The organism is Paraburkholderia sp. SOS3 (genome assembly GCF_001922345.1).
GTDB lineage: Bacteria > Pseudomonadota > Gammaproteobacteria > Burkholderiales > Burkholderiaceae > Paraburkholderia.
Genome location: NZ_CP018811.1, coordinates 2900559 through 2917026, shown reverse-complemented (window position 1 = coordinate 2917026; position 16468 = coordinate 2900559). Strand labels below are relative to the sequence as shown.

Sequence of the window (16468 nt, the reverse complement as noted above, 5' to 3'; positions counted from 1 at the left end):
CAGGAGCCGCACATGCGGCCGCGGCCCGCCGTTTCCCCGTTCATTTGTTGTTGCGTTGTTGCGAGAAGCGCTGCCACGCGGCGATCCACGCGCCCGCACGCTGGCGGCGTGCGTCCAGGCGGCGCGCAGTGCCTGGGAAGTCGAACTGTTGTTGTCGTTGTTTTGAACCGCTACGACGCGATGGCCCGCATGGTGGCCCGCTGCGACGGTCTTGTCGCGACCCGCTCAGCTGACCGCTTCGGCCTGGCGCAGACGCGGCAGCAGACGATCGAATTCGCGCCGCACGAGTCCGTAGCATTCGCATGCCTTTGCTTCGAGTCCCACGCGGTTGAGCACCTTGATATGGCCGCGGCTGTGATGAATGAGCCCTTCGTTATGGAGCTTGCCGGCCGCTTCGGTGATCCCTTCACGGCGCACGCCGAGCATGTCCGCGATCAGCTGCTGCGTGACGGTCAGCTCGTTCGACGCGGTGCGGTCCACTTCGATGAGAAGCCAGCGGCACAACTGCTGGTTCAGCGAATGGTGCCGGTTGCACGCCGCCGTTTGCGCGACCTGCGTGAGCAGCACGTGCATGTAGAGCAGCATCAGGCGGCGCAGGAAGTCCGAACGCGCAAACTGCTGCTTGAGGCACTGTGCGGTCATGCGGTAGGCGAAGCCGGCCGATTGCACCTGCACGCGGCTCGGCATCGTTTCGCCGCCGGTCAGAATCGGTACGCCCGTCATCCCTTCGCGGCCCACAGCGGCGATCTCGACCGAGCCGCCGTCTTCCATCGTCGAGAGCATCGAGATGATCGCGGTGGTCGGAAAGTACACATGGTGAATGCGCTGCGCGGAGTCGCACAACAGTTGCTCGGCGCGCAGGTGAACGAGTTCGAGATGGGGCGCCAGCGCCTGCCACTCATGCGACGGAAGAGCCCCGAGCAGGTGGTTGCCGTGCAGATCGGATTGAAGGGTGAGCATAATCGGTCCTCGCATCGAAGCCGCTTGCGGCTTCTGTTGTATTCCGTTTCCGTCGCCTCGCGCTGCGCCGCCTGGCGGGCGGCCGAGGGGGCGGGAACGGCCCCGTAATGCGGTGCGCGTCGAGCGTCAAGCGCCATTTGCGTCCGTGCATGTGTGTTGCGCCTCACTTTTAGCGAGGACTATGCCAACCGGTCGCACAACGAGCGCTGATGCGATGCAACGAGCGCGGCGGGCGTCCTGGACCGGGCGAAATGTGTGTTTTTGTTTCAATTCTGTAAAACGCAATCTGCGCCCAGTAGAGCCTTCGAAATCTAATTTCGTCTGATGCAAGTGATTGATAATATTAGATTTATCTGACTTCATTCGCGTTGTGGGACGCGTGCGCTCGCGCTCCCGACACGCGATTCAACTGGTTTTACACGCGCGACCGGGTTGTGCCAGAAATGATTCAGTTGTGTTCTATCGCTTGCGTGCGCTGGCGAACACAACAGCGGCGCGAACTGCGCTTATCGCGTCGGAAAAAATCCGGCTGTTGGACGCGCTCCGACACTCGACGCGCGTGACACGAGGCGCTACGCACACCACAGGGCCGATCTTGCGGCTGCATGCGAATATTCGCCGTTCAGCACCGCACTGTTCGCATCCGATGGCAGTATCGGCAGACTTCCGGACGTGCGGTGTCGCACTTGTATCGTCAACTTTAAACAGAGTAATGACGGTATCCGCTCCGCTTCTTCGCCCGGCCTTCTGGCGCCCTCGTCGCGCATATATCTCATGAATAGCGAGGATAACGAATGAATTTACCGCCGCCGGACGTCGCGTATGTAGCGCATAGCGAGCGAGGCTTTCAGGCGCGCCGTGAACACATGATTGGTGTCCGATTCGCGCGCATGCACAGCGCGAAGAGAAATACGTCACACGTTACGTGTGTTGTACGAGCAATCACGTTTGGCTGTGTGTTCCCTCGCACAGAATTTGCGGTTAATCGTCTGTTCCAATCGATTGCGGGTACTGCATAAGTTTGCTGTCGGGGACGCCAGGCAATGCAAAATTTCCAGCTCGGCGTATGTGGTATCGCGGCCAGGCGTGCTTCGCTTCATCTCGCGTTGCACGAACGAAACAATTCGTAAGAGGGATAACCCTGTTAGGAAGTTTCCTAACTGGCGCATGCGTATCGAAGCAAGCAACGTGTCGAAATAAGTACGACTACAGGCACATGAAGCGCGTGATCAACGGGTACCAAACGCCGAGTCGGGGAGAAAGATATGGAACAGGCAACGAAGGAGCGGTCGCTCGTCAGCAAGGTAATGGACGGTCTCGTTACGGGGATCGTCGAAGAAAAATACGGTGCTGTATTGCCTCCGCAAGACGTGCTGTCGAAAGAGTTCGACGTGAGCCGCACCGTGATGCGCGAGGCGCTGTCGATGCTGCTCGCCCGTCACATGCTCGATGTGCGTCCGAAGATCGGCACGCGCATCAGGCCGATGCGCGACTGGCGGATGATCGACGAAGACGTCGTGAGCTGGCGGTTTCGCGCGAAGCCCGATCCCGAGTTCCTGCGCGACGTGATCGAGTTCAGGATGCTGATCGAGCCGCGCGCGTCCGCTCAGGCGGCCAAACGCGGCAACGCGGCGGATATCGCGGCGATCCGCGAGGCGTTCGAGAGCTTTCGCGTCATGCGGCCGGACGACCCGGGTCACCAGGCGGCCGACGAACTGTTGCACACGCGGATAGTCATTGCCAGTGGCAACCAGTTCTTCCAGCAGATGGCTGCGATCGTGCGTGGCGCCTTATCGGCATCGACCCAGTTCGTGAACGCGGACCAGGCGGTGTGGGACGAGGTGATCCGCAAGCACACGCGTGTGGTCGAAGCGATCGAGCGTCACGATGCGGCCGAAGCCGAGGCGGCCTCGCGCGACCTGATCGAGTTCGCGGCTGACGAGATGGGCGACAGGAAAGCGCCGAACGGCAGGCACGAGTGACGAAGAGGTCCCGTCCCGGCTGACCGGTTCGGTAATCGTCCGCGCGTGCGCGACAATAGCGCTTTCGCACAACCGGACCGGATCCGAACAACCGATGAGTCACGAAACTGTCGTTCGCTGGGGCATCGTGGGCGCGGGGCGTATTGCACAGCGCTTCGCACAGAGCCTGGCCTTCGTGCCGGGCGCCGAGCTGGGCGCGCTATGGTCGCGGCGCGCCGAGGCGACTGAAGCGTTTGCGCGGGAATACGGCGGCGCGGTTTGCGTGCCGTGCGCGAGCCTCGACGCATTGCTCGACAGCGATATCGACGCCGTCTACATCGCCACGCTGCAGGACAGCCACGCGCAATATGCGCACGCGGCGCTGCGGGCAGGGCGTCATGTGCTGTGCGAGAAGCCCGCGACGATCAACGCGGCGCAACTCGACGACGTCTTGCGCGCCGCGCGCGACGCCCGGCGGCTGTTCATGGAGGCGATGAAGCCGCCGTTCTATCCGCTCTATCGCAAGCTGCGCGCGCAGCTTGCGGCAGACCCGATCGGCGAGGTGGGCCTGGTGCGCGCCGGCTGTTCGATTGCGAATGCGCCGGCCGATCATCCGGCCTTTTCATTCGAACATGCGGGCGGCGCGCTGCTCGATATCGGCATCTATGAGCTCTTTCTCGCGGTCGACTGGCTCGGCGCGCCGCTCGACGTGCAGACGCTCGGGCGCCTCGGGCCGACCGGCGTCGATACGTTCGCGAGCCTCAATTGCCGGCACGAGCGCGGTATCGCGCAACTGTTCTGCGGCCTCGATCTGCACGGCAAGGGCGATGCGTTTATCGCGGCAAGCCATGGCCACGTGACGATTCACGAGAACTGGTGGAATCCGGTGCGGGCGACCGTACGTTATGTCGATGGGCGGGTCGTCGAGCTGGACGCGCCGTTCGAGGGCGGCGGGCTCAACTACGAGACCGCGCACTTCTGCGAACTGATCCGCGCGGGGCAACTGGAAAGCCCGGTGATGCCGCACGCGACGTCGCGCCATATGATCGCGATGGCCGATGCGGCGCGCGAAGCGCTTGGATTGCGCTTTGCGGGGGAGTGAGCGGGTGAACAAGCGGCGCGAATAAGCGTGGCAAGCGAGCGTGGCAAGCGAGCGTGGCAAGCGAGCCGGCGATGCAGATCGGCGCGAGCAGCGCGCGGGCCGATGCGACGCGTTCGCTGCCGCGCTACGCGGCGTGTACTCGCGCCAACGCGTCCGCACACTCGGCGACGAGCGACGGCCCGCGATAAACGAAGCCCGTGTACAACTGCACGAGCGATGCGCCGGCCGCGATCTTCGCGAGCGCGTCGGCGCCCGAGAAAATGCCGCCGACGCCGATAATCGGCAGCGCGTCGCCGAGTTCGCTGCGCAATTTGCGGATCACCTGATTCGAGGCGTCGAACACCGGCTTGCCTGACAGGCCGCCGGCCTCGTCGGCGTGCGGCAGTCCGGCGACCGCGCTGCGCGAGAGCGTGGTGTTGGTCGCGATCACGCCTTCGATCTTATGGCGCAGCAGGGTATCGGCAATCGACCTGATCTGCTCGTCGTCGAGATCCGGCGCAATTTTCAGCGCGAGCGGGACGAGCTTGCCGTGCAGATCGGCGAGGCGCTGCTGCTTGTCCTTCAGCGCAGCGAGCAGTTGGTCCAGTTCGCCCGCGCCCTGCAACTGGCGCAGGTTCTTCGTATTCGGCGAAGAGATGTTGATCGTCACATAGCTCGCGAACGGGTACACGCGCTCGAGACAGTAAAGATAATCTTCCGCAGCGCGCTCGATCGGCGTGTCGGCGTTCTTGCCGATGTTCAGGCCCAGCACGCCGCGATAGCGAGCGGCTTGCACGTTCTTCACGAACTGATCGACGCCGGCGTTGTTGAACCCCATGCGGTTGATCAGCGCGTTTGCCTGCGGCAGCCGGAACATGCGCGGCCGCGGATTGCCCGGCTGCGCACGCGGCGTGACGGTGCCGACTTCGATAAAGCCGAAACCCAGCGCGGCAAGTCCGTCGATGCATGCGCCATCCTTGTCGAGACCTGCCGCGAGACCGACGGGATTGCGAAATTCGAGGCCCATCACGGTGCGCGGCGCGTCGGGCACGCGCGCGGCGAGCGCGCTCGCCATGCCGGTGCGGCCGGCGGCGCCGAGCATGCGAAGCGTCAGATGGTGGGCATCTTCCGCGTCCATGCGAAAGAGTTGGGCGCGTACGAGCGGGTAAAGGGAACTGAACACGAAAGGGCGGCGCTGGAGATGGTAACCCGCTATTTTACGACAACGCGCCGGGCGCTTTCGGGCACGGCAGTCTACAGGTAGACCGGGCCGCGGCGGCCGTGTGTCGCGGCATCGATGGCCGACTCGAGCGGATTCGAAGGATCGAGCACTTTCCAGTTGCCGTCGACGAGTCCTTCGAGCGGCCGATAGTTCGACTTGTACGCCATCTTCGGGCTTTCGCGGATCCAGTAGCCGAGATAGACGAACGGCAGATGCAGGCTCTTTGCCTGCTCGATCTGCCACAGAATGTTGTAAGTGCCGAAGCTGCTGCGCGGCTGATCCGGATCGAAAAACGTATAGACCGAGGAGAGTCCGTCACCGAGGATGTCGATCATGCTGATCATGCGCAGCGCGCCCTGGCGGCCCGCTTCGGGCGGGTTCGTGCCCGGTTGTCCCGCGCCCGGGTATCCGCCCTGGTCCGGCGCCGGTTCGCGGAACTCGACGAGCCGGGAGTTGATCCTGCTTTGCAGCAGAAACTGCTCGTACTGGTCGCGGCTGTCGCGGTCCATGCCGCCGCCCGCGTGACGCGCCGACTGATAGCGCATATAGAGCGCGTAGTGCTCTTCGTCGTAGTGAAGCGGCGTGACTTTTGCGACGAGCCCGCTGTGCAGCTTGCCGATACGCCGCTGTGTGCGGTTCGGCGCAAACCGCTCGACCGGCACGCGCACGGGAATGCAGGCGCGGCAGCCGTCGCAGTAGGGCCGATAGGTAAATACGCCGGAGCGGCGAAAGCCTGCCTTGACGAGATCGGTGTAGACGTCGGAATTGATCAGGTGGCTCGGCGTCGCGACCTGCGAGCGCGCGATGCGCCCTTCCAGGTAGCTGCAGGGATATGGCGCCGTTGCATAAAATTGCAGCGCGGAAAGCGGTGAAAGCGGCAGCTCGTTCGGGTGAGTCACGTTGGCAGCTCTCGAAGCGTCTCTATCACGGGCACGTCCGCAATTGCGGGCCGGGGTGTTCTTCGCATCGGTGTTTCAGTTGCACCGGATTGCGCTGTTCGGCGGCGCTGAGTGGCGGCTCGATTTGCCTCATGAATTCGTGTCACGACTTCGTGTCACGAATTCGCTTCGCGGCGCGTGAGATCGAGCAGCACCGATTTGTCGAAGCGCCAGGGAATCGGCGGCCCATCGACCGATGCGCGGACATGCGCGACAAACGCCTTGCGCGCGATCTCGCGGCCGCCCAGCGACGCCAGATGCGACGTATTCTGCTGGCAGTCTATCATTTCTATTTCATGGCGTTGCAAGTGCGCGACGAGTGCGGCCAGCGCTATTTTCGATGCATCGGTCGCTTCGGCAAACATCGATTCGCCGAAGAACATCCGGCCGAACGACACGCCATACAATCCGCCGACACGCATGCCGTCGCGCCAGGTCTCGATGCTGTGTGCATCCCCGCGCCGGTGCAGCGAGGTATAGGCATCGATCACATCGGCGGTGATCCATGTGCCGCGCTGCCCGCGGCGCGGCGCCTGCGCACAGGCGCGCATCACGGCCGCGAAGTCGTGATCGACGCGCACTTCCCATGTGTCGTCGCGCACGACGCGCTTGAGCGTCTTGCGAAGCGACGGCGACACTTTGAATTCGCGCGGCCGCAGGATCATCCGCGGGTCGGGACTCCACCACAGCACCGGTTGACCGTCCGAGTACCACGGGAAGATGCCGCGGCGGTACGCATCGATAAGGCGCGACGGCAGCAGATCGGCACTCGCGGCGAGCAGGCCTGGCGCGCCGCTCGTCTCGCCGAGCGCGCGCTCGACGGAGGGAAACGGGTCGTCGGGGCCAAGCCAGGGGACCATGCGGCCGCTCAGCCTTCGCGCAACGAGCGGAAGATGTCGCCGGTGTGAAGGCCGAAGCTGCCCGAATTCCGGTCGGCGAAGAAGAAGCGCAGCGTCTGCCCGACAGTGGGGAATGCGATGTCGTCCCACGGGATGTCGCGTTCGTCGAAGAGCTTGACTTCAAGGCTTTCTTCGCCGGCGGCGATATCGAGATCGAGCAGGCGCGCGAGGTAGAACAGATGCACCTGATGCACGTGCGGCACATTCAGAAGCGTGTAGAGGCTTTGCACCTCGACGCGCGCGCCGGCCTCCTCGAGCGTTTCGCGCGCCGCCGCTTCCGCGGTGGTTTCGCCCATCTCCATGAAACCCGCGGGCAGGGTCCAGTAACCGTAGCGCGGTTCGATTGCGCGACGGCACAGCAGCACCTTGTCGTCCCAAACCGGGACGGTGCCGACTACATTGCGCGGATTCTGATAATGCACGGTGCCGCAATTCGCACAGACGAAGCGCTCGCGGTTGTCGCCGGGCGGAATGCTCACGCTGACCGCGTGGCCGCAGACAGAACAGAATTTCATGGAAACAGGGACGGGAATCGGTGATGGGAGTTTATCACCGGGTCGAAATTCGGGGACGCGCGGTGCTTGCGAGAGGTATGTGTAGTGGTCGAGGGGGGGGGCGGTTGGCGATGTGGGGGCAAGGTCCGTGAGGCTTGAACTCTGCGTGTTGTTCATGGTCGCCTGGCTGGCGCCAGAGAACCTGGTGAAGCGCGAGGGGATTGAGTTAGGATTGCTACTATATTGAGGCGACGTAACAGAGGAGGTTACTATGGCTTGTTTCGGCGATAATTTCGCAAGGCCAGTTCTAGCGTGAGCTTGAAGAGGTCGACGCCACGTTTGAAACAATCAATCAGGATGGCGAATTGATTGGGTACGGGGGAAGCGGTCGAGGGGAAGCGGTCGAGCACACGCAAAGCGAACGGACAACAAAAAACCCGCCGTAGCGGGTTCCATAATTGTGAGACTTCGCCTAAAATCCGCCGGGTTTGCCCTCAGTTTGCCCTAACAGTCAAACCGGGCAACTCACACAGGATGCAAAAACCGGCTCGAAGCCTTGCTGCACTTGGTTGCGGGGGTAGGATTTGAACCTACGACCTTCGGGTTATGAGCCCGACGAGCTGCCAGACTGCTCCACCCCGCGTCCGTCGAAGAAAAGATTATAGGGCAAACCCTCTTCGCGCGCAACACCCTTGTTCGCTTCGACATGTTCGCGTTTCGAGCGGCGCGCAATCTGCACACACGTTTTATTACGCACATATCGCCGCGCCCATCTCGCGTCCGGCATCGCGGATGTCGCAAGCGGCTGCGCTAGAATCGCTATTCGATCTGCCGCAGCGGCGCCTCATTGCCGTAGCGTTCTTTCTCCCTCTCTCTGCCAATCAATCGCACATGGACATCGTTCACGATCTGCAAGCGATCGCCGCTCAGGAAAAGGCGCTGGTGTTCGCGCAATTCGATCCCGATCGCGCATGGCAACTCGGCGCGTACCTGCATGAAATCGCCAAGGCGCGCGGGCTCGCACTTGTCATCGATATACGCACGTTCGGCCAGTTGCTGTTCTTCAGCGCGCTCGACGGCGCGACGCCGGACAACGTCGAGTGGGCACGCCGCAAAGGCAACGTCGTCGCGCACTTCCGACGTAGCTCGTACGCAGTCGGGCTCAAGCTGCAGCAATCGGGCGCGACACTGGCCGACAAACATGGACTCGCCGTTGCCGACTACGCCACGCATGGCGGCGCCTTTCCACTAGCGGTGACAGGCGCCGGCGTGATCGGCTCGATCACCGTATCGGGCTTGCCGCAACGCGCCGATCACGAGCTCGTCGTCGAGGCGCTGTGCGCGCAACTCGACCAGGACTATAGCAAGCTCGCACTCGCGAAGGCCTGAAGCGATGCGCTTGCCGCCTTATGCGTTACTCGCGATTGCGATCGTCGCGGAAGTAATCGCCACGTCCGCACTGCGCGCATCCGATGGCTTCACGCGAGGGTTGCCGGCCGTCGTCGTCGTGCTCGGGTACGGCGTGTCGTTCTACCTGCTGTCGCTCACGCTGAAGAGCATTCCGGTCGGTGTCGTCTATGCGATATGGTCGGGCGTCGGCATCGTGCTGATCACCCTCGTGGCGCTCGTGATGTACAGACAGGTGCCCGATCTGCCCGCGGTTGCGGGGCTCGGACTCATCGTCGCCGGCGTGGTCGTGCTCAATCTGTTTTCGAAGATGCAGACGCACTGACACGCGAATCCATATCGACGGACGCAGCGAAATCCGCCATCGCGCGGGCGTCGCGGCAGCGCGTTGCACCGCGTCGCCCCTACTTGCAGCGAATGATCATCGAGCGGTTCTTCACGTTGGCCGACACGACATTGGTGATGCCGCCGCCCGCCGTGCCGCCTGCGTCGTTGTCCTTCGAGACGATGTCGTACCCTGTCGGGCCGCACGCCTTGCCCGCTTGCACATAGCACGAAGCCCAGCTCGATCCCGCATCGGCGCCGCTGCAGTTGACCGCGAAGCCGGTCTCGCCGTTCGGCAGGTTGATCAACGACGTCGTGTTCGACGACGCGCACGCAGCGAGGCTCGCAGCGACGAGCGCAATGCCGGGTAGCAGCGCGGCGCGTACGTGCGCCGCACTCAGACGCCTGGGACGCGATGCCGTGCGCGGCGAAAGCGCCGGGTCAAACGCAGATCGTGACGAACGCAAGCGCGTCGTGAGGTACTTCATGGCATGTCCTCTTGTGATGAATTCGTGGCTGGCGACAACGCGATCCCTCAAGCCGATGCACGGATCGGCAAGCATCGAAACGTGTATGTCGACGGGTCGACGATTTACGCCCGCCGGGAAAAGATCGCGTCGCACATCAGCCCACGCCCGGTTCGATGCGAATACCCGCCTTTCCGACCGCCCGCCGGCTGTCGCCGCCTTCTTCGCTTGACGCGTCTTCCCAGATGCTGATCGCTTTCGGCATATCGATGCCGTGTTCTCCCGCATAGGAAAACCACGCGTTTGCCGCATCGGGTTCGGCCACTTCTGTGTTCCGAAGGAAATATTTTCCCATATCGCTAGTTCCGGTTGACGAATATGCACGACTGACGCTTCGCGCCGACCGTGCGGCGCTCCATTGTCGTATGCCGGAGCGGCACGCGGGGTTCGACCGATGTGCGGCGAATTAGTGCATTGCGCAACGGACACGCCGCGGCCCGGCCGGCGCATCGCGCGACAGCGGCACGCGGGTGGCACGCAGGTGGCGCAAGCAGGTGCACAGAACTAATTTTCCTTGCAGGCGCCTTATATCCATACGCACGAGCGTCGATGCAAGAGCGTCAAACGGAGGTTGAAATGGCAGAACGCGTCAGCGGACCCTATCGCGGCTACTACATCAGCGCGGCCGCGCGGCTCGTCCATGCGAACGAATCGGCGCCATCGCCGGGTACGGCCGCCGGGAGCACGGGCGGAATCTATGTCGGCTCGGTCAGTCTGTCGCAGCGCGGACCGGACGACGTGCACCGCATCGAGACCTTGCTCGATCTTGGCGACGAACAGCGATTCGCGACCGAAGAGTGCGCCCTCGAGCACGTCGAACGAGCCGCGCGTGCCTATATCGATCGTCTGTTGCAGGTATCGTCGGCGTGAATACGCTTTAGCCGCAATGGCCAGCGGCCGCGGCGGCCGATCGCACATGGATGCGTGGGTGCACCGGTGCGTGGGCGCGGCCGCGGCGCCCGGCTAGACTGGCGATTGCCGGGACGAGTACCATAGCTCCCCATCAGCCCGACAATGCCGATCGGCTCAGGCAGCTCGAGCTGCATCGCCGTGCGGCCGTGTCGGCTTTTGCACGATCATTCAGATGATGAGGCGAACATGGACATCCGCTTTCCCGCGGACGCGCCCGCGTACCGCGATTCGAATCTGACCGTCGTCTTTCGCGCGCTGGTGGACGGCGAGCCCGTGCCGTGCGCGATTTCGGTCGAAGCGCTCGAAGATCACTTCGGTGCGCCGACCTACGATCGCGACGGCTGGATGCGCGCATTCGACAATGGCCGGCCACGCATCGAGGCGGTTGCGCGCGAGCACTTGCAGATCAGCAAGGGCACGCCGGTGCTGCTCAAGAGCGGCCATTTCCCACCCGGCGACAACGTGCGGTCGTGAATGCGGGTCTTGCCCGCGTATCTTGGTGCAGGCGGAGGTGCAGGCAGGGGACGCAGGCAGATTTCACGCGCCGCGTGATTGCCGTGTGATCGATCCGCTTGCGCCGTGTCGCGAGACATCGCGTCGAGCGAGTCGATCCGAAGTTGCTTCCTCATCGGCTGTGAGATTTGCGGCCCTGCAGATCCAGCGCGCGCTGCGCGGCTTCGAAAGACAGTCGAATCCCTTCGTCGTATGGCGTCTTGCTGATCGGACCGATCAACGCCTCGAGGGCCGAGTCGTCGAGGATGACCGGGTCCGTCAGCAGATAGTGCATTTCGACCAGTTCGCGCATCAGCGGATTGAAGAGGCCCATCGCGCGCAGCATTGTCTTGCCGGCGACCATCAGCTTCGGTTCGCGGCCCGCCAGCGCATACGCGCGCGTTGCGACCTCGCGCGGCGTGATCGTGCCTGCACCCGCGAGATGAAGCACGCGGCCGTAGGCCGCCGGCGTTTGCGCAAGCGTGGCGACGACGGGTCCGAGGTCGGGCATGAAAATGAATTCGTGCGGCATGTCGATTGGCCCGATCATCTGAGCGCGGCCGCCGCGCGCCGCGCCTTCGAAAACGCCGTGCAGGAAGCTGCGTTCGACACCCGGGCCGTAGAAATCGGGCAGCCGCAATACGAGCGTCGACAGGCCGTTGCGCCCGTGCGCATCGAGCACGAGATCTTCCTGCTCGCGTCGCATGCGGCCCTTGAACGTATGCGGTTCGCGCGGATGAGCTTCGGTAACCGGTCGCTGCCGCGGGCGCCCGTACGGATAGACCGTGCCGATCAGGATCAATCGCTCGACACCAGCCGCATCGAGCCCTGCCAGCGTGTTGCGCATCAATGGCGGATGCGTCGCAAAGCGGTCGTAAGGCACGCCGACAAGGTAGACCGCGGTTTGCAGTCCCGCGGCTGCCGCGGCGACCGACGACGGGTTATCGGGATCCCAGATCACGATGTCCGCGCTCGGATCGTTGCCGAACGCGGCCTCGAGTGCCTGCCGCGAACGGCCGATAGCGCGAAAGCGCATGCCTCGTGCGCGCAGCGCCGCGGCGATGCTGCGGCCCGCCGCGCCGGCAGCGCCGAACAGGCCGATGCGAGCGGGAAGGGTGCGATCGTTTTCCATCAGAACTCCCGGGTGTGGTTTCAATGAACACTGTTCAGTAAACGGTGTTCAGTTTAATTTGACATTTCAATTTGTCAATCCGAAAATGCAGCGCATGGGAATTGCCGAACGAAAAACCCGCGAAAAGCAGGTACTGCGCGAGCGCATCCTCGAGGCATCGCGCCGCATCGTGATGCGCGAGGGCTTTGCTGCGCTATCGATGCGCAAGATCGCCGACGCGATCGAATATTCACCGGCCACGCTCTATCTGCACTTCGAGAATCGCGACGAAATCGCGCGGGCCCTGTGCATGGAAGGTTTTGCGCAGCTGATCGAGACGCTCAAGCCGCATATGGCCGTCACCGATCCCGCTGAACGCCTGAAGGCGATCTGGCGCGCATACGTGGCATTCGGTATCGAACATCAGCAAACGTACCGGCTGATCTTCATGGAAGATCCGACTTACGTCGGCGCCGCCTTCGAAAGCGCCGCACAGGCCGGCGACGATACGGGCGAAGCCACGTTCCGGCTCGTCGCCGATGCGCTCGATGAAATGAAATCGCAGGGCCGTTTGCCCGCGTCGGCGGATAGCGACGTGTGGACCGAAGCGTTGTGGGCGACGATGCACGGCATTGTCGCGTTACGGCTGACCTGTCCGGTTTTTCCCCGCACGTCGCTCGATACGGTGGTGGACACGGCGCTCGATGCATGGCTCGGAGAACGTTCGACGCGCGCTACGGAAATCGCGAAGCCGGCGCGCAAACGCGCGACGCGCACGTCGCCGACGGGTAAAACGTAACGCCGAAAGCCGCGCGTCACGTTGTATGCCATCGGTACGTGTTACCGTTCACCCTGTCGCCTGTCACTATTGTCTGCGTTATTCCCATGTCGACTCACTCACCGCTAGCCGCTGGCGATGACGTCGCGACTTACGTCGCGAATCGCATCGGCTTCATCGAACTCGACCGTCCCAAGGCGTTGAACGCGCTGTCGACCGCCATGATTCGCGCGATGCACGCCGCGCTCGACCAGTGGCGCGACGATCCGCAGGTGCTCGCGATTGTCGTGCGCAGCGCGAACCCGCGCGCGTTCTGCGCGGGCGGCGACATCCGCTTCCTGTACGACGCGCATCGGCGCGGCGAGCGCGATGCGCTCGATACGTTTTTCATCGAGGAATACCGGCTCAACCATGCGATCTTCACGTATCCGAAGCCGTATATCGCGCTGATGAACGGCATCGTGATGGGCGGCGGCATGGGCATTTCGCAGGGCGCATATCGCACGGGCGGCCTGCGCGTCGTGACCGCGTCGACGCGCATGGCGATGCCCGAGACGCGCATCGGCCTGTTTCCCGATGTCGGCGTCGGCTGGTTTCTCGCCCGCACGCCGGGTGCGATCGGGCGTTATCTCGCGGTTACAGGCGAGTCGTTGGGGCCGGCCGACGCGCTCTATGCGGGATTGGCCGATGCCTATCTCGAGGACGAGGCACTAGCCGCGCTCGTCGAGCGTCTGAGGACCGAAGCGTTCGAGCGCGGCGCCGACGTCGTGAGTTGCGTCGCACGCGAAGCGGCCGCGTACAAGGTCGTGCCGACGCCCGATACATCGCCGATCGCCGACGCGCGTGCGCTGATCGACCGGCATTTCGCGCTGCCCGACGTCGCGCAAATCATCGCGTCGCTCGATGCGGAAGGCGATTGCGCGAATGCGGATTGGGCCGAGCAGATCGGCGGCGTGTTGCGCGAGCGCTCGCCGCTTGCAATGGCGGTCTCGCTCGAAGTGGTCACGCGCGCGGAAGGCACGATGGCCGATTGCCTGCGGCGCGACCTCGATCTGACGCGCTCGACGTTCGAGCGCGGCGATGTCAGCGAAGGCATCCGCGCGCGCATCATCGACAAGGACAACCGGCCGAACTGGCGTTTCGCGCGGGTCGAGGATGTACCGGCCGAGTATGTGGCTGGCATGTTCGAGAGCCCGTGGCCGGCGAACGGGCATCCGTTACGCGACCTCGTCGGCTGAAGCGAAGCGGCGAGCGCGAGCCAGCGAGCCTCGCGCTACGATTCGCTGTCGCGGGCCATGAACGCGCGCATGAAAACGAGCGCGCCCCAGCCCCACATCGCATTGGCCGCAAAGCCGACCGCGAGGCGCGGCAGCATATTGCCGGCGGGCCAGATGCCGCGGATCGGATCGACGACGAACACGCTGCCCGCCGTCAACACGATGCCGCCGAACAGGAACGCGGGCACCCACGGCGCCGTGCGTTCCGGCGAGACGCGCAGCAGCCACGCCATCAGCACGCCCCATACGGCGCTCCAGATCGCGTTGGCGATGAATTCGGGTATGTCGAGCGGCGCGAACGGCGCGGTCGAAAAACCGCTCAGGTCGATCACGCCGGCCGCGTGCAGCAGGCCCAGTGTCGCGTCATGGAAAAACAGCGCGGCGAGAAATCCGGACACGAACGGCAGTATGAGTTTTTGCATCTATCGCACACGCGCGAAACGCAAGGCCGGCGCGGCCAGGCGGTATTGAAAGCGGGAACAGCGAGCGGGACCAGCGGGATGGTCGCAAAGCGAGCGTCATTATATAGACGGTGCCTCGCTATCCGGTCCGATTCGACGCGATTCGTGGCGCGTGGTGTTGCATAAATGCAAGCGCGCGGCGGGCTGTCGTCATCGACACGCGATACACCGTGAATGCGTCAAATCACGAAAGCGCAAAACCTAAGCTCAAAAAAATCGTTCTAAAGACGCCGGCCCATCCATAGACTGCTTTCGATGCAGACGGCGCGTGCGCCGTGCTCCGTTGCCATGCCGCGCAGTCGACACGCGGACAGTGCAATTCCCTTTCCTTAATGGTTTGACCGATGTGCCGCGGCGCGCGGCCCGGGTGCGCTCGCGCGTCGCGCGAGCCGCGCACGGGCAACGTTTTTCCGCACGCTTTATTCAACTAATCGAACGGCAAATTGGCGATATGCAGGAGTTTCAGATGAACGTCTTCTGGTTCATTCCCACGCACGGGGACACGCGCTATCTCGGCACGTCCGAAGGCGCGCGCGCCGTCGATTACAGCTATTTCCAGCAGATCGCGAGCGCTGCCGACACGCTCGGCTACGAAGGCGTGCTGCTGCCGACCGGACGCTCGTGCGAAGACGCATGGGTGGTCGCATCGAGCCTGATTCCGGTCACGAAGCGGCTCAAGTTTCTCGTCGCGATTCGCCCCGGCATTACGTCGCCGGGCTTGTCCGCGCGCATGGCGGCGACCTTCGACCGGCTCTCGGGCGGGCGTTTGCTGATCAACGTCGTGACGGGCGGCGATACGGTCGAACTCGAAGGCGACGGCCTCTTCGTCGATCACGACACGCGCTATGAGATCACCGGCGAGTTCCTGCATATCTGGCGCGGTCTGCTTGCGGGCGCGCATCGCAAAGCATCGCTCGACTTCATCGGCAAGCATCTGAGATCGAGGGGCGGCAAGCTGCTCTATCCGCCGGTGCAGGACCCGCATCCGCCGCTGTGGTTCGGCGGCTCGTCGCCGGCCGCGCATGACATCGCCGGCGAGCATATCGATACGTATCTGACGTGGGGCGAGCCGCCTGCCGCGGTCGCGCTGAAGATCGCGCAGATCCGCTCGCGCGCGCAACAGTACGGGCGAACCATTCGCTTCGGCATCCGCCTGCATGTGATCGTGCGCGAGACCGAAGACGAAGCGTGGGCCGCTGCCGACAGGCTCATCAGCAAACTCGACGACGAGACGATTGCACGCGCGCAGGCGTCGTTTGCGAAGATGGATTCGGAGGGGCAGCGGCGCATGGCCGCGCTGCACGGCGGCAAGCGCGGTAGTCGCGAAGACCTTGAAATCTATCCGAACCTGTGGGCCGGCGTCGGCCTCGTGCGCGGCGGCGCGGGCACGGCGCTCGTCGGCAGCCCGCAGCAGGTCGCGCAACGCATGCAGGAGTATGCGTCGCTCGGCATCGAGACGTTCATCCTGTCGGGCTACCCGCATCTCGAAGAATCCTACCGTTTCGCCGAGCTCGTGTTTCCGCTGCTGCCGGGCCGGCAGCGCGCGAGCGCAAACGGACCGCTGTCGGGGCCGTTCGGCGAAATCGTCGGTAACCACTATGCGCCGCAGGCCGCGCAAAGCTGA

General features: G+C 63.7%; 18 protein-coding genes and 1 tRNA gene. 9 read left to right on the top strand and 10 right to left on the bottom strand.

Going from position 1 to position 16468, the window contains the following annotated elements; translation table 11 throughout:
• Nucleotides 1–225: 225 nt before the first annotated feature.
• A complete protein-coding gene (locus BTO02_RS13075; RefSeq protein ID WP_075157392.1) occupies nt 226–960 on the bottom strand; it encodes a Crp/Fnr family transcriptional regulator in 735 nt (244 codons plus the stop codon).
• A gap of 1265 nt (nt 961–2225) precedes the next feature.
• Here BTO02_RS13075 and BTO02_RS13070 point away from each other — a divergent pair.
• A complete protein-coding gene (locus BTO02_RS13070) occupies nt 2226–2942 on the top strand; it encodes a FadR/GntR family transcriptional regulator (protein WP_075157391.1) in 717 nt (238 codons plus the stop codon).
• Nucleotides 2943–3036: 94 nt separating this feature from the next.
• Nucleotides 3037–4023: a Gfo/Idh/MocA family protein gene (locus BTO02_RS13065; RefSeq protein WP_075157390.1), complete on the top strand. Its 987-nt coding sequence runs from the start codon at nt 3037–3039 to the stop codon at nt 4021–4023.
• Nucleotides 4024–4147: 124 nt separating this feature from the next.
• Here BTO02_RS13065 and BTO02_RS13060 read toward each other — a convergent pair whose 3' ends face one another.
• From BTO02_RS13060 to BTO02_RS13040, 5 genes are all read right to left on the bottom strand, one after another.
• A complete protein-coding gene (locus tag BTO02_RS13060; RefSeq protein ID WP_075157389.1) occupies nt 4148–5185 on the bottom strand; it encodes a quinone-dependent dihydroorotate dehydrogenase in 1038 nt (345 codons plus the stop codon).
• 71 nt (nt 5186–5256) lie between these two features.
• Complete coding sequence (locus tag BTO02_RS13055; protein ID WP_075157388.1) at nt 5257–6123, bottom strand: arginyltransferase; 867 nt, start codon at nt 6121–6123, stop codon at nt 5257–5259.
• Between the two features lie 155 nt (nt 6124–6278).
• A complete protein-coding gene (gene aat / locus BTO02_RS13050) occupies nt 6279–7022 on the bottom strand; it encodes a leucyl/phenylalanyl-tRNA--protein transferase (RefSeq protein WP_075157387.1) in 744 nt (247 codons plus the stop codon).
• 8 nt (nt 7023–7030) lie between these two features.
• Nucleotides 7031–7576, bottom strand: coding sequence for an NUDIX hydrolase (locus BTO02_RS13045; RefSeq protein WP_075157386.1), 546 nt, complete (start codon nt 7574–7576; stop codon nt 7031–7033).
• Between the two features lie 545 nt (nt 7577–8121).
• Nucleotides 8122–8198, bottom strand: a tRNA-Met gene (locus tag BTO02_RS13040).
• 248 nt (nt 8199–8446) lie between these two features.
• Between BTO02_RS13040 and BTO02_RS13035 the strand changes: the two genes are divergently transcribed.
• Complete coding sequence (locus BTO02_RS13035) at nt 8447–8944, top strand: heme-degrading domain-containing protein (protein ID WP_075158840.1); 498 nt, start codon at nt 8447–8449, stop codon at nt 8942–8944.
• A gap of 10 nt (nt 8945–8954) precedes the next feature.
• On the top strand, nt 8955–9287 hold the full coding sequence (locus BTO02_RS13030; RefSeq protein WP_442953457.1) for a DMT family transporter: 333 nt from the start codon (nt 8955–8957) through the stop codon (nt 9285–9287).
• 79 nt (nt 9288–9366) lie between these two features.
• Here the strand turns inward: BTO02_RS13030 and BTO02_RS13025 are convergent, their stop codons facing one another.
• Both BTO02_RS13025 and BTO02_RS13020 read right to left on the bottom strand, forming a co-directional pair.
• Nucleotides 9367–9774 (bottom strand): hypothetical protein, encoded by a 408-nt coding sequence (locus tag BTO02_RS13025; RefSeq protein WP_232243354.1) that lies wholly within the window; start codon nt 9772–9774, stop codon nt 9367–9369.
• 136 nt (nt 9775–9910) lie between these two features.
• The gene (locus tag BTO02_RS13020; protein ID WP_075157384.1) at nt 9911–10108 is read right to left on the bottom strand and encodes a hypothetical protein; all 198 of its coding nucleotides are present in this window, start codon (nt 10106–10108) and stop codon (nt 9911–9913) included.
• Nucleotides 10109–10389: 281 nt separating this feature from the next.
• Between BTO02_RS13020 and BTO02_RS13015 the strand changes: the two genes are divergently transcribed.
• Complete coding sequence (locus BTO02_RS13015; protein WP_075158838.1) at nt 10390–10683, top strand: hypothetical protein; 294 nt, start codon at nt 10390–10392, stop codon at nt 10681–10683.
• Between the two features lie 228 nt (nt 10684–10911).
• Nucleotides 10912–11199, top strand: coding sequence for a DUF1488 domain-containing protein (locus BTO02_RS13010; RefSeq protein WP_075157383.1), 288 nt, complete (start codon nt 10912–10914; stop codon nt 11197–11199).
• Between the two features lie 151 nt (nt 11200–11350).
• Here the strand turns inward: BTO02_RS13010 and BTO02_RS13005 are convergent, their stop codons facing one another.
• Nucleotides 11351–12349 carry an NAD-dependent epimerase/dehydratase family protein gene (locus tag BTO02_RS13005; protein ID WP_075157382.1) on the bottom strand — a complete coding sequence of 333 codons (999 nt, stop codon included), beginning with the start codon at nt 12347–12349 and terminating at the stop codon, nt 11351–11353.
• 94 nt (nt 12350–12443) lie between these two features.
• Here BTO02_RS13005 and BTO02_RS13000 point away from each other — a divergent pair, with 94 nt between their 5' ends.
• Nucleotides 12444–13127 (top strand): TetR/AcrR family transcriptional regulator, encoded by a 684-nt coding sequence (locus BTO02_RS13000; protein ID WP_075158837.1) that lies wholly within the window; start codon nt 12444–12446, stop codon nt 13125–13127.
• 86 nt (nt 13128–13213) lie between these two features.
• Complete coding sequence (locus BTO02_RS12995) at nt 13214–14344, top strand: enoyl-CoA hydratase/isomerase family protein (RefSeq protein ID WP_075157381.1); 1131 nt, start codon at nt 13214–13216, stop codon at nt 14342–14344.
• 35 nt (nt 14345–14379) lie between these two features.
• On the opposite strand, the gene BTO02_RS12990 is transcribed toward BTO02_RS12995, so the two are convergent.
• The gene (locus tag BTO02_RS12990; RefSeq protein ID WP_075157380.1) at nt 14380–14805 is read right to left on the bottom strand and encodes a hypothetical protein; all 426 of its coding nucleotides are present in this window, start codon (nt 14803–14805) and stop codon (nt 14380–14382) included.
• Nucleotides 14806–15310: 505 nt separating this feature from the next.
• Here BTO02_RS12990 and ssuD point away from each other — a divergent pair.
• Complete coding sequence (gene ssuD, locus BTO02_RS12985; RefSeq protein ID WP_075158836.1) at nt 15311–16468, top strand: FMNH2-dependent alkanesulfonate monooxygenase; 1158 nt, start codon at nt 15311–15313, stop codon at nt 16466–16468.